This is a genomic window from Lysinibacillus sp. GW823-FHT02G10, from assembly GCF_058797135.1.
This window is the reverse complement of record NZ_JBXAJI010000011.1, coordinates 24361-38116: the sequence shown is the minus strand read 5'-3', so window position 1 is coordinate 38116 and position 13756 is coordinate 24361. Positions and strand designations below refer to the sequence as shown.

12 protein-coding genes are annotated in these 13756 nt (G+C 36.7%); 6 read left to right on the top strand and 6 right to left on the bottom strand.

Going from position 1 to position 13756, the window contains the following annotated elements:
• The first annotated feature begins 144 nt into the window (after positions 1-144).
• Both AC1RFD_RS20700 and AC1RFD_RS20695 read left to right on the top strand, forming a co-directional pair.
• A complete protein-coding gene (locus AC1RFD_RS20700; protein ID WP_048394236.1) occupies positions 145-672 on the top strand; it encodes a YceI family protein in 528 nt (175 codons plus the stop codon).
• Between the two features lie 34 nt (positions 673-706).
• Entirely contained in the window at positions 707-1072 is a 366-nt protein-coding gene (locus AC1RFD_RS20695) for a DUF2500 domain-containing protein (RefSeq protein ID WP_004231978.1), read from the top strand.
• Between the two features lie 31 nt (positions 1073-1103).
• On the opposite strand, the gene AC1RFD_RS20690 is transcribed toward AC1RFD_RS20695, so the two are convergent.
• The 3 genes from AC1RFD_RS20690 to AC1RFD_RS20680 all read right to left on the bottom strand — a co-directional run bounded on the left by AC1RFD_RS20690 (position 1104) and on the right by AC1RFD_RS20680 (position 5280).
• Positions 1104-3464, bottom strand: a complete 2361-nt coding sequence (locus AC1RFD_RS20690; RefSeq protein ID WP_112116763.1) for a bifunctional 2',3'-cyclic-nucleotide 2'-phosphodiesterase/3'-nucleotidase — start codon at positions 3462-3464, stop codon at positions 1104-1106.
• A 303-nt stretch (positions 3465-3767) separates the two neighbouring features.
• Complete coding sequence (locus tag AC1RFD_RS20685) at positions 3768-4394, bottom strand: FMN-dependent NADH-azoreductase (RefSeq protein ID WP_492475231.1); 627 nt, start codon at positions 4392-4394, stop codon at positions 3768-3770.
• A gap of 178 nt (positions 4395-4572) precedes the next feature.
• The gene (locus AC1RFD_RS20680; protein ID WP_115673159.1) at positions 4573-5280 is read right to left on the bottom strand and encodes a DsbA family oxidoreductase; all 708 of its coding nucleotides are present in this window, start codon (positions 5278-5280) and stop codon (positions 4573-4575) included.
• 125 nt (positions 5281-5405) lie between these two features.
• On the opposite strand from AC1RFD_RS20680, the gene AC1RFD_RS20675 reads away from it, so the two are divergent.
• Positions 5406-6785: an FAD-dependent oxidoreductase gene (locus tag AC1RFD_RS20675; protein ID WP_066038018.1), complete on the top strand. Its 1380-nt coding sequence runs from the start codon at positions 5406-5408 to the stop codon at positions 6783-6785.
• Positions 6786-6825: 40 nt separating this feature from the next.
• On the opposite strand, the gene AC1RFD_RS20670 is transcribed toward AC1RFD_RS20675, so the two are convergent.
• On the bottom strand, positions 6826-7752 hold the full coding sequence (locus AC1RFD_RS20670; RefSeq protein WP_054549605.1) for a manganese-dependent inorganic pyrophosphatase: 927 nt from the start codon (positions 7750-7752) through the stop codon (positions 6826-6828).
• A gap of 452 nt (positions 7753-8204) precedes the next feature.
• Here AC1RFD_RS20670 and AC1RFD_RS20665 point away from each other — a divergent pair, with 452 nt between their 5' ends.
• The gene (locus AC1RFD_RS20665; RefSeq protein ID WP_048394306.1) at positions 8205-9008 is read left to right on the top strand and encodes a GNAT family N-acetyltransferase; all 804 of its coding nucleotides are present in this window, start codon (positions 8205-8207) and stop codon (positions 9006-9008) included.
• Between the two features lie 109 nt (positions 9009-9117).
• On the opposite strand, the gene AC1RFD_RS20660 is transcribed toward AC1RFD_RS20665, so the two are convergent.
• Both AC1RFD_RS20660 and AC1RFD_RS20655 read right to left on the bottom strand, forming a co-directional pair.
• A complete protein-coding gene (locus tag AC1RFD_RS20660) occupies positions 9118-9984 on the bottom strand; it encodes a MurR/RpiR family transcriptional regulator (protein WP_066038016.1) in 867 nt (288 codons plus the stop codon).
• 315 nt (positions 9985-10299) lie between these two features.
• Positions 10300-11529, bottom strand: a complete 1230-nt coding sequence (locus AC1RFD_RS20655) for an MFS transporter (RefSeq protein WP_115673157.1) — start codon at positions 11527-11529, stop codon at positions 10300-10302.
• Positions 11530-11733: 204 nt separating this feature from the next.
• Between AC1RFD_RS20655 and thrC the strand changes: the two genes are divergently transcribed.
• Both thrC and thrB read left to right on the top strand, forming a co-directional pair.
• Entirely contained in the window at positions 11734-12786 is a 1053-nt protein-coding gene (gene thrC, locus AC1RFD_RS20650) for a threonine synthase (protein WP_004231969.1), read from the top strand.
• On the top strand, positions 12783-13697 hold the full coding sequence (gene thrB, locus AC1RFD_RS20645; RefSeq protein WP_288585270.1) for a homoserine kinase: 915 nt from the start codon (positions 12783-12785) through the stop codon (positions 13695-13697). Before thrC ends, thrB begins: the two co-directional genes overlap by 4 nt.
• Positions 13698-13756: the final 59 nt, after the last annotated feature.

Below are 13756 nucleotides of genomic sequence, written 5' to 3'. Positions count from 1 at the left end.
TTCGATTTTAAATATGTTCTGTTTCATGTTCACAGATTACACTTTTATAGAGGGAAATACTTCCACATTTATAAAAAACTCATTGAATATGCGATTTGTTTACTTTATCATTCGTTGTAGAATGCTGTTTTAGGAGGTTTTCAAATGAAAAAATATGCTATTGATTTCAGTCATTCAACGATCGGGTTTTCCGTAAGACATATGATGATTTCTCGTATTCATGGTACGTTTGAATCGTACAGCGGTGAAATAGTTACATCCAATATCGAACAAATGCAGGATGCAAACATTTCTATCACGATTACAGTGGCTAGTGTCTCCACCAAGAATCATGATCGTGATGTCCACCTTGTGTCTCCTGACTTTTTTGATGCAGACGTCTATCCAAAAATAGTATTTACCTCTACATATATTGATAAACTTGATGATAAAAATTTTGCTATTCATGGGGATTTAACCATCAAAAACATAACAAGACCTATCGTATTTACAACAGTATATACAGGAAAAGGTGTGAATCCATGGGCACAAGAAGTTTTTGGCTTCCAAGCTAAAGCCCAAATTGATCGTCGTGATTTTAATCTAGTCTACAATACCTTTTTAGAAACAGGTGGTGTATTGATTAGCGATGAAATAGACGTGATAGTAGATCTTGAATTAAATCCTCTTTAAGTATTGTTTCTACCTTAAAGAAAGGGAGGAATTTATGTTTTGGTTTGATAATGATTTTTTATTTGGCTCTGCTTTTATTACCATCATCTTCTTTATTGTTTTTGGGAGCATAGCCTTTATGATTGTAAACGGTATTATCACTTGGTCTAAAAACAACCGTTCACCAATATTAACGGTACCCGCTAAGGTTGTGACAAAGCGTACGAATATACGTGGGGGATCTAACAATACTGGGGCATCTACGTCCTACTACGTTACGTTTGAAGAGCAAAACGGAGAACGGCATGAACTAAAGATGAATGGCTACGATTATGGTCAGCTTGTAGAAGGTGATCTTGGCATTTTAACCTATCAAGGTACACGGTATCATTCATTCAACAGACATAAAAAAGGAGAGTAGCGATTATCGTTACTCTCCTTTTCCTATTCTTTTATTTAATTAAATATTTAGCAAATCCAGCTTCTGTATCTTCTAAATATTCAATACCACTACCTGCTGGTATGAACTTTTGTGCATCTTTTGCAGATAGGTAGATAACCTTTGTATTGGCTGGGAACGGTACAAATGACCAGTTATTATCCGCAGCTGGGTTAATTGTTTTATTCGCCATAATATAATCTACAACAGCTTGTCGATTTTCATAAGCATAGTTAGTTATGTTAGAGCCTTCTGCATTTTTAAATGTCGCCCCATATGATCCACCAACACGATAATTGTTTGTAATGATGATGAATTCTTGTTTTAAATCGATTGGTTTACCATTATATTGTACATTCTTAATACGATTTGCCTTTTCATCAGTAAGATTACCGCGGCGGTCATATTTTGCTGGCGATGTGACATCAATTTGATATGTTAAGCCATCTAACACATCAAAGTTATAAGAACGTGCTTCTGCATCGATAATATTTTGCTCTTCTGTTTTAGTCGGATCAATTGTTGCGAAAATACCAGCAGCCATCTCTAACCACTCGATTGCTTGTGCGCCTGTCACTTTAATCGTAGCAACAGTATTGTCATAATGATAAATGTCGGCCATATTTTTAATAGCAAGCGGTCCTACAGGAATATTTGTATAATCTAATGGATTATTACGTGATCCTGCTTTGAAAGGTGCTCCTGCTGAAAGAATTGGTGTCTTTTCATCAGCCGTACCCTTTAGCTCTTGTTCGATAAACCATTTTTGAGCTTGTGTTACGATTTGAATGGATGGATCATCTTGCACCATTGAAAAATAACTATGGATTGGTGCAGTTGTTTCTCCAACAGGCTGACGGATATACGTTAATGTGCCATCATGTGCCTCTTTAATAGCCTCTAAAACCGTTGTGGATGGTTGTAAACCTTCTTGCTTGATCGATTGCAATGAACCTTTACCATCTACCACTACCCACTCAGATCCTTGTTGTTCTAGTTTTAAATCAATTACACCAAGATGACTACCATAGCTACCTGCCATAACAGTAGGAACACCATGAATTGTACCCTTTTCTTGGTCAACATCTTTCAAATCCTTATAGTCACCAGGGAATGTTAAATGAGAGTGTCCTGTAATTAAAGCATCAATACCATCAATTTCTGCTAATTGGTAACCAACATTTTCAGCACCCTTCACATAAGTATCTTCACCGATACCTGAATGTGACAGAACGACAATCACGTCTGCTCCAGCCTTTTGCATTTCTGGTACTACCTCTTTCACAGCTTCGACTGGCTCTTGCATTTCAACTTTACCTGCTAAATGAATGGCATCCCATTCAACAATTTTCGTTGGAACAATCCCTGTTACACCAACTTTAAGTGTATGTTTTTTGCCTGAACTATCTACCACTTCTTTATCAAGAATGACATAAGGTGTAAACATACGCTCTTTTGTTTTTGCATCATAGGTATTAGCATTTACGACTGGATACTTTGCATCGTTTAATACTTCATCTAAAAAGTCTAGACCATAGTTAAATTCATGATTCCCTAAAGTTCCACCATCGTATTTCAATGCATTAAGTGCAGCAATAGCTGGATGAACTTCACCTGGCTTTAAAACACTTTCTAATGCTTTATATGAGCCAAGTGGTGTGCCTTGAATTAAATCACCATTATCAAATAGTAATGTGTTTGGATTTTTAGCTCTTGCTTGCTCAATTAGTGTTGCTGTATTAGCTAACCCAAGCTCTGATGATGGAGCATCTAAATAGTAATTGTAATTAGCTAAATTGGTATGAATATCTGTTGTCCCTAAAATCTGAAGATCAACTGATACGCCAGTTGAAGGTGCTTTGTATTCTGCTACAAAGCGCTCCACAATACTCTCCATCTGTTCCTTTGTCACATAGTCACGAGGACGAATAGTATTATCCTCAAATGCTTGTAAAATGTTTGCTGCAACAGCATTCGCTAAATCTTGTTTATATGCCGTTGCAATTTGATCTGCATCCTTAAATTGCTCTAAAACTTTGAGGGAAGCGTTTTCACTAACAAGTCCACGAGCAGAGATAACAAATGCTTGCTGACGTGTTAATTTGTCATCTGGGCCAAATGTCGTTGCTGTTTTCCCTTTAATAAGTTTTAATTGAACAGCTTTTTCTACATAAGGTGCTAAATCCTTAGAGACATCGTTAAAGGCAAGCGAAGAGCCGTCACCCATCTCTACATCTAAATTTTCTACTAATTCTTTTACATAATCTGCGCGTGTTACATCATTGGAAGCAGCATCAGCAGAAATTCCAAATGGTATAAACGCGAAAAGGACTAGTAACGTCGCCAAGAAATTAGTTATTAATTTCTTATTCATACAACAACCTCCTTAATAATCTAGTATTTTCCTACAAATTCTATTATATTAAAACCATTCTAATTTTTACTGAATATATAGTCCTAATTATATGTATTTTTAAAAGAATGGTTAATTACTTTCCCTCCGAATCACAGATTTCTACCATTCTTTATTTTTCTATTAAATAGGATGTTAGTAAATGTAAATTCAAAATAATTAGTTACTGTCAATATGTCCGACCTCCATACCACACCATACATCTGTTGACAAAATAAAAAAAGTCCTCCCAAAATTGAGAGGACTTTTAATAAAAAATAATTTTTATGCATTCACAGTTTGTAGTGATTGAGCAACCTTTTTCACTTCTTCTAGGCCATTTGCAATAATTTCTTGCGCTTTATCTGGTGAAGCATTGTGACCTTCAATAATCACTTCTTCAATAACTTCCATCCCGAATACGCCACCTACTACGTTTTTAATGTAGTTTACTGACATTTCCATTGGTTGAGCTTCAGGTGATGAATAGTAGCCACCACGAGCATTTAAAATAATCGCTTTTTTGTCAGTCATTAAGCTAATTAATTGACCATTTTCGCCATATTTGAATGTGAATCCTGCTTGGTATACATAGTCAATAAATGTTTGTAAAGGTGCTGGAATTGTTAAGTTCCATAGTGGGAATGCAAATACAACTAAATCAGCAGCAGTTAATACATCCATTGCTTTTTGTTTTGCAGCTAATAGACGTGATTCAATGTCTGTTAACTCTCCACCATTTTGTACTTTACCAAAAGCATTGAAAAGATCTTGGCCAAAATAAGGCATATCTTCTGCAAATACATCAAAAGTTGTTACGTTGGCACCTTGTACATTTTCCATGAAAGTATCATACATTTTTGTTGAAATACCGTCTGGACGGTTGTTAGCTTTTACTACTAAAACGTTCATTATATAAAATCTCCCTTAAATTTCAAAATCTAATATCTCGAATTCAAGATATGTGTTTATCTTAAAAAATTTCATCTAAAATGTCAATGCTACTTGCCTCAGACTTTTGACTGAAATATTCTATCTTTCATCCATTCTAACAAGAGGAGTTGAAAGCCTTACTCCTCTCTCTAGTAAGCTAAAATTTACAGTTATCGTCAGTACAAATACCCGCATCACCTGTGCCAGCCATCTTTAGCGATGGTTGTAAGCCCTCTTCTTCAGCAACTTTACGCAATGTATCCTCAAATACCTCCTGCGGTTGTGCACCTGAAATACCATATTTACGGTTTAAGACAAAGAACGGTACCCCTCGTACACCAAGCTGGAGACCTTCTTGAATATCCGCTTCTACCTCATTTTTATAAACATCATCAGCAAGAACCTTTGCAACTTCTTCACGCTCTAGGCCCACTTTCTCAGCTATCTCTAATAAAACATCATCTTGACCGATACGCTTTCCTTCAATAAAATGACTGTTTAAAAGTGACTCCACTAGAGCTGTAACATCTCCCTGTTGTTCAGCCCATTTTACAAGCCGATGTGCTTTTAGCGTATTCTCTTCCATCAAATTGCTAAAATCGTAGTTTAGCCCTACTTCTTTCGCACGCTCTGTTACACCCACTGTCATTTCCTTTGCCTTCTCTAAGGACATTCCATATTTCTTTGCCAATGATTCATAGACAGTACTATGCGAATCTATTGGAGTAGTTGGATCTAGTTGGTAGCTTTTATAGACAAGCTCCACCTGCCCCGAATAGCCAGTATCCTCAATCGCTTTCTCTAATTGTTTTTTACCAATATAACAAAATGGGCATACATAGTCAGACCAAATTTCAATTTTCATTTCATACTCACTCCTTTTGCTACATTGTAGCGATAGTTGAAATCACAAGGCAATTTTAATGCCTCACTGCATAAATTTTCAAGTTCTTCTACATACTGAACACAAAAACAATGTGAGGTTTCTATATGACACAATCTCTTTGGCTTGCTACAACTGAGTCTGTCTCCTTATCTTCTCTTACTTCCTCAACAACATGCGATGTATGTATAATCGGTGGTGGCTTAACTGGTTTATATACTGCCTATACTTTAGCAAAAGCAGGTGTGGATGTAGTTCTTCTCGAAGCAAATACCCATTTTGGTCACGGTACGACAGGGCATTCAACAGGAAAATTAACAGCCCAACATAGCATTGTCTATGCAAATCTTTTAGAAAAATTATCTTTGGAAGAGGCACAGCTTTATTATCAACTGAATCAACAAGCCATTGATAAAGCTAGACAAATACTCCCACCAGACAGGGTTCGTTCGGTGGATTCACTGTTATACTGTCAAACAAAAGAAGGCTATGCACAATTATTAAAAGAATGGAATGCCTATAAGGTTTTAAACATTAAGTCTAACCTTACCTCTGACACAGAGCTCCCATTCCCTATTACAAAAGCTTTATGTATGACACAACAAGCACAAATAAATCCTGTTGAAGTAAGTAATTTTCTTGCGAAAGAGGCGCAGAAGATGGGCGCAAAGCTTTATGCAAATACCCGTGTTCAGCAATTAAACATACCACAGAATAACTTATATACCGAAAAAAATATGTCGGTTCAATATAATAAACTTATTTTATGTTCACATTATCCCATTGAAGCATTTAAAGGGCTTAAACTTTTTAAATTATCCAATAGTCGCTCCTATATGGTTGCAAGTAAAACCTCTGAGACTATGCAAGGTCAATATTTATCAGTTGATTTTCCTTCCCGTTCGATACGGACTGCCACGATCAATCAGGAAAATTATTTAGTCTTAGGAGGGGCGAATCATATCGCTGGCGAAACCGTTCATACTGAGCCATATTATGAGGCCATTTCCAATGAAATGAAGGAGCATTTTGAACAACAGCCACTTTATCGATGGTCAGCCCAGGATATAGAAACACCTGATATTGTCCCTTATGTTGGGAGAATTACAAACTCCTTACCTAACGTATTAATTGCCACTGGCTATCGAAAATGGGGAATCTCCAATTCCTTTGTCGCAGGTGATATCTTATCGTCTCTTTTAACAGGCTCAAAGATTGAAGAAGGTGCTATCGCTCTTTATTCACCATCACGTACTAAATTCGGTGCCCAATTCATGCAAATGCTGAAAGTAGGAGGCTTTGTTGCCAAGGAATATATAGCTGGGTATATGAGGAATGCCACTGCTCCAACCTGTACTCATTTAGGCTGCAAAACAAAATGGAATGAAGCTGATGAAACATGGGATTGTCCTTGCCATGGTTCTCGTTTTAACGCTAAGGGTGAGGTGCTTGAAGGCCCTGCTGTACAGCCATTAAAACTTGATTAAAAAAAGAGGCTGTCTAAATAGACAACCTCTTTTGTATTTTTTATTTTAGAGCTTCTGTTAATACTGGAACAATTTGTTTCTTACGAGAAACAACACCTGGTAATACAACACGGTTATTGATAAGATCAGCACCGAATCCTTTTGCTGCTGCTTCTGCTACTTGCCCTATTGCAACAGCTGTTGAATCATTATTTAAAATGTCAGTCACAACGAAGAAGAATAGATCTAAGCCATTTTCTGCAACATTTTTATTGAGTAGGATTTCTAACTCCTCTTGACGATTAAGAACATCATTAACATCAACTGCATTAACTTGAGCTACAACAGATTTGTACTCACCAAATTGGAACTCTTTTGCATCTAATGATAATAAATCTTCTAATGATTTATCAGATAAATCAGCACCTGCTTTTAGCATTGCTAAGCCATACTCTGCAATTTCCACACCAGCAATTTTTGCTAGCTCTTCACCAGCTTTTACATCTTGCTCTGTGCAAGTCGGTGATTTGAATAGTAATGTATCTGAAACAATTGCAGATAACATTAGACCAGCAATGTTCGCAGGAATATCTAAACCGTTTTCGCTAAAAATTTTCTTAAGAATAGTAGCCGTACAGCCTACTGGTTCTGCACGATAATATAGTGGATCAGCTGTTTGGAAGTTGGCGATGCGGTGGTGATCAATTACCTCTGCAATTTGCACTTCCTCAATACCGTCAGCGGATTGTTGGAATTCATTGTGGTCTACTAGAATAACTTTGTCCGCTTCACCAACTACAGAAGAGATTAAACGAGGCGCTTCAAAGCCAAATTTATCTAATGCAAATTGAGTTTCATTATTAACATCTCCAAGACGTACAGCCTCAGCTTCTTCACCAATTTGCTGTTTTAAATAGGCATATACAATTGCAGACGTGATTGTGTCTGTATCTGGGTTTTTATGTCCAAAAACTAATACTTTACTCATTGAATTAATTCCTCCTAAAATGGCACTTACATTTATATTTTATTTTATCATACCTTATAGCCTGACAAGTGATAAAGTGAAACTTTGGAACAATTTCGCCTCAGCGTATTTGCCATTGACCTTCACTCTCGAAATAACATACAGGCTTAATTGCGGTTAACCTGTATTATGCAAATATAATGATAGCGCTCTAAATACATACTTTTCAAATAAGATATCTATATTATAACTAGCTTAAGTTGCTATGTATACTTTTAATAGGTCTAATTACTTCTATAAAATTCTCTATTTTTACCAACCTATTTTTAACATTCAATAGTAAAAATGCCTCTTTTTTATAAAATAATTAGTTTATATAGATATTTAGTTGGGTTTTCATATTTAAGTCATCATAATTTTATGCTATCATCAGGTAGTCTATATTTTTGGATATTCAGGAAATGGGGATTACGATGACGAAGAAGATAGAAAAAAAGTACATTCCTTTAGCTAACTATTTTGATGTAGCTTTACAACAAGAAATTACTTTATCCTTTGGTGAATTAGAAAACATTATGGGACAAGCATTACCGAACGCCGCCTACTTAAATAAAAGCTGGTGGAAAAAAACTAAGCCCCCTCTCTCACATTATTTATCATGGACAAATGCAGGCTATTATGTCATTGATGTTAAACTAGGTTCTAGTGTATCTTTCTCACGTACGCAAATGAAGTCTACCGAAAACAACACTTCTAATAGTGAGGAGAATTCATCTGCATACATAATACGAGGAATTGAAGCATCTGATGCTAGATCATTCATTCATTTGCAAGAGGAGATTTTTCAAGAAACTGACTTCATGTATAATGTTCAAAACGAGCTAGATCTCACTGTCCAACAACTTCGTAAAAATTTAACCTATTGGAAGCAATTAAAAAACCGTACTATACTACTTTGTGTACTAAACGGAATTTTTGCCGGTTATGCGGTTATTCATGGATATAAACAATCAAAAGCTAGACATGTTGCCTCTATTCGTTTAGCTGTGAAAGAAGAGTATCAGCAAAAAGGTATTGGCTCCGCACTGATGAAAGCTGTTGAAAGTTGGTCTAAACAACATGATATTTCTCGTTTAGAGTTATCTGTTATGGAGCATAACAATGTAGCTTTACACCTCTTTACAAAGCTAGGATTTCATCAGGAGGGCATTCGAAAAAATGCCATTAAATTAAATGATACTTATATTAATGAATATAGCTTGAGTAAAATTCTATAATTCACTTTTCCTAGATGTCTAAATACTATTTGGACATCTTTTTATATAGAAAATTTCAAAAAAATACGCATAGATAGTGTGTTTCAACAACTATCTATACGTAGTTACATTAAAATACCTGCTTTTCTCTAATAGCATCTAAGAATAATACATTACTTTCAACTTGCTCATACAATTGCTGATATTTATCATAGTGGTCTTTATCCTGGCTTATCATTTCCTCTATCAACGCATGCAAAAATGAAATCAAGACTGGGGCAATGTCTAGAGAAGAATGATTCTTGGTACCGAGGGTAAATAATGCACTGGCATATTCTCGAATAGGCGAAAATGCAGAACCTGTAATGGCAATAATTTTCACTTTCTTTACCTTTGCAATTTCAACAATCGTTTTAATATCCACAATCTGTTTATCAAAAGATAGTACAATTAAAGTCGTATGTTCGCCCATACTGTTTATTTGATTCACTAAATCATCTGAGTCTAAACGAAGCTGCTTAATATTAGCACGAAGTGTTTTCAATGTATTAGATAGCCAATTTGCAACAGATGCATTGTGACGAGTACCTAGAATATATATATTGTCTGCTTCATGCATCCATTTTGAGCATTTTTGGATCTGCTGATCGTTAATCAAATGAATTGTTTCTTGAATATTTTGGCTATCTCGTTGCATCACCTTACCAAAGCTAGAATTAGTCAGCTTCTTAGCAGTATATGTAGGCTGTAGATTTGCACCTACATCTTGAGACATTATAAAGCCTCTAACTTCCTCTTGTAGTTCTACATACCCTGACAAATCCATAGCATAACAAAATCGAATCACGGTTGATTCACTTACATTAGCCAATCTGCCAACCTCTGCTGCTCCATTAGCAATTACTGTTGTGGGATTATCCATTACAAATTGTGCTACTTTACGCTGGCCCTTTGACAGCCTTACAAACCTTTTCTTTATATCTTCATGAATACTCATTCCTAACAACCTTTCTTTCAATGACCTTATCACGAACGGGAGATTGTTTCCTACTGACTCAAAATTCGATTAAAAATACAGTATCACGATTACAATTTGAATACAATGACTTTTCTGAAAAATCTTCATCGCATTAACCTGCTAATAAAACAATTTGATTTACTCTTTAACCATTTTATATTGATTTGTCATTTTAACAAATAAATCAGTAAAATCGAATAAAAATTAATAAAAGCTAATTTTTATGTATTATTTAAGCGAAATCAGACAAAAATGTCCTAGATCAATTCTTTGATCCAGGACATTCATTTCATACTATTCTAATTCAAGCTGCTTCGTTTCCTTACCAAGGAAGATGACCCCTACAACACCGATAATAATCGCTCCACAGAAAATGGCAAAGATAAAACCTATATCATAGCCTGCCGTTAATAAAAACCCAACGAGCAACGGCCCAAAAATACCACCAATTCGTCCAACCGCTGCTGCCATACCTGCACCTGTTCCACGTATAACCGATGGATATTGTTCGGGTGTATAAGCATATAATGCTCCCCAAGCCCCCAAGTTAAAGAAAGATAAAAGCATCCCTGAAGTTAACAATACGGCTAAAGTATCTGCATTTCCAAAAATATAAGCACTCGCTGCTGTACCAATTAGATAGGAAACAAGGACAAACTTACGCCCAAACTTTTCTATAAACCAAGCGGCTGTAAAGTAACCTGGTAATTGAGCTAAAGTCATGATCAAAACATATTTAAAGCTTGTAATCATGTCAAAGCCCTTCCCTACCATCACACTTGGCAACCATAAAAACATGCCATAATACGAAAATACAACCGTAAACCATAATAGCCACAGCATAAATGTAGAACGAGCATACTTTTTTGACCAAACCTCTTTCATATTTTGACCAATGCTCCGTTTTTTCGCTTCTTCCTTCACCGTAAATTGAGGTGAATCTGGCAAATGCCAACGAAGATAAATAGCATAAAACGCTGGAAGTGCTGTTAGTATAAGGGCTACTCGCCATCCCCATGTGGGAATAACAAAATACGAAATAAGTGCCGCTATTAACCAACCTGCTGCCCAAAAGCTTTCAAGTAATACAACCACACGACCTCTTTCTTTGGCAGCCACACTTTCAGATACAAGTGTTGAAGCTACAGGCAATTCTCCTCCTAGCCCCATCCCTACTAAAAACCGTAAAATTAAAAATGCAGTTAATGTTGTTGTAAAAGCGGATAAACCACTTGCAATAGAAAAAAGGACAAGTGTCCACATAAATATTTGCTTGCGACCTACTTTATCAGCAAACACACCAAAAAACAGAGCTCCTACAGCCATCCCGATAGAATTTATACTACCAATCCAACCAGATTGACTTGGTGATAGTCCCCACTCAGCGGCCAATGCTGCAATGACAAAGGATAATATACCAACGTCCATTGCATCGAAGAGCCACCCAACCCCCGCTACACCCAATAACTTATTTCTGGAAATGGATTGCTGAGGTTTCTTTGTTACTACTGTATTTATTGTCATTCTAACCACCTGTCTTTACACATGACTTTACATTACAAGATTACTATACAGTTGTTTCAAGAAAGTGACAAGTACTATTCAAATTACCGAATTGTTTCGACAATTAATGAAATGGTATTGAAATAATAGTGCTATTTGCGTTAAAATGTCTTTTATACAAAAACAACTGTTCTTTCTATAAGAACAAAAGGAGATCGTTACGTTATGTGGAAAGGCCTTATTGAAGAATATAAACAATTTTTACCCGTAACTGAAAATACACCTGCTTTAACTTTAAACGAAGGCAATACGCCTCTTATACATTTAGTGAATTTATCTAAGAAACTAGGCATTGAGCTTTACGGAAAAATTGAGGGTGCAAATCCAACTGGCTCATTTAAAGACCGAGGAATGGTATTTGCTGTTGCAAAAGCTATCGAGGATGGAAGTCAATGCGTTATTTGCGCTTCTACAGGAAACACTTCCGCTGCTGCGGCTGCCTATGCAACTCGTGCAGGCATCCAATCAATCGTTGTTATTCCAAAAGGTAAAGTTGCTCTTGGAAAGCTAGCACAGGCAACAATGTATGGGGCAAAGATCATTGAAATTGATGGAAACTTTGATGATGCACTCAATATCGTTCGCCAAGTAAGTGAAACGACACCAGTTGCACTTGTTAACTCTGTAAACCCATACCGTATCGAAGGTCAAAAAACGGCTTCGTTTGAAATCGTAGATGCCTTAGGTTCAGCACCTGATTATTTGTGTATTCCAGTTGGGAACGCAGGTAATATTACTGCATATTGGAAAGGGTTTAAAGAATATCACGCTGCAAAAAATTGTGGTCTACCAAAAATGTATGGCTTTGAAGCTGAAGGTGCTGCAGCAATCGTTAAAGGTGAGCCAATTGCTAATCCTGAGACAGTGGCAACTGCCATTCGTATTGGCAATCCTGCGAGCTGGACATTGGCAGAAGCTGCTCGAGATGAATCTGGTGGTATCATTGATTCTGTTACAGATGAAGAAATTGTAGCAGCCTACAAATTAATCGCAAGTACAGAAGGCATTTTTGTTGAGCCTGGCTCTGCTGCTTCTTTAGCTGGTGTTATGAAATCTGTTGCAAATGGAAAAATCCCTCAAGGCGCCAAAGTTGTAACAATCTTTACAGGGAATGGCCTGAAAGATCCTGATACAGCCATGAATGTATCCACTGTAGAGGTCGTATCCCTTAAAAACGATGAAGAAGAAATTCGTGCATATATTGAGGGTGTACTATGAGTAAAATGTGGCAAATCTCAGTTCCTGGAAGCACAGCCAACTTAGGTCCAGGCTTTGATTCAATAGGACTTGGCTTGTCTCTTTACTTACAGCTTTCTGTTACCTTGCAAGAACAATGGGAAATTATTCATCTTGATGATAATGGTCCTAAAGAGTTTGAGCTTGAAGAACACTTACTATACGTCATTGCTAAAAAAACTGCAGATCTATATGGTCAACAGCTACCGGCTTGTCGTGTGGAGATGGCTAGTGAACTTCCATTGGCACGTGGACTTGGCAGCAGTGCAGCAGTTATTGTTGCAGGTATTGAGCTTGCTAACCAAGTCTGCGAGCTGGAATTAACAATTCAAGATAAACTCAATCTATCTTCACAAATTGAAGGACATCCAGATAACGCAACTGCTTCAGTTTTAGGAGGATTAACGATTTCTTCGATGGATGACAATGGCATAGTCGATACATTCCACATCAATGATATCGATGCCTCCTTTGTGGTATATGTACCAGATGTTGAATTAAAAACAAGCGAATCCCGTTCTGTTTTACCAGAGCAATTTAACCGTTCCTATGCTGTTCATGCCTCAGCAAATGCAAATATGTTAGCCGCTTCTTTAATGACGCGAGATTTTGAACGTGCTGGGCGTTATATGGAGGAAGATTTATTTCATGAACCGTTTCGTGCAAAGCTAATTCCTGCTTATGAAGAAATTCGTATGGCTGCAAAATCGAACGGTGCATACGGTACTGCTCTAAGTGGCGCTGGACCAACAATGATTTCTATTATTCCTTCTGCTATTGCCTCTGACTTCGTTGAATTAATGAAAAAGCAATTCCCAGAGCATCAAATTATTTTAACAAATGCTGATGAACATGGTGTACAAGTCAATGAATGTGTGAAACGTCTACTTTAATAGTAGGCGTTTTTTCTTGAAAGCAAGATTGGATAAAACTAATATTATAGAAGTATAGA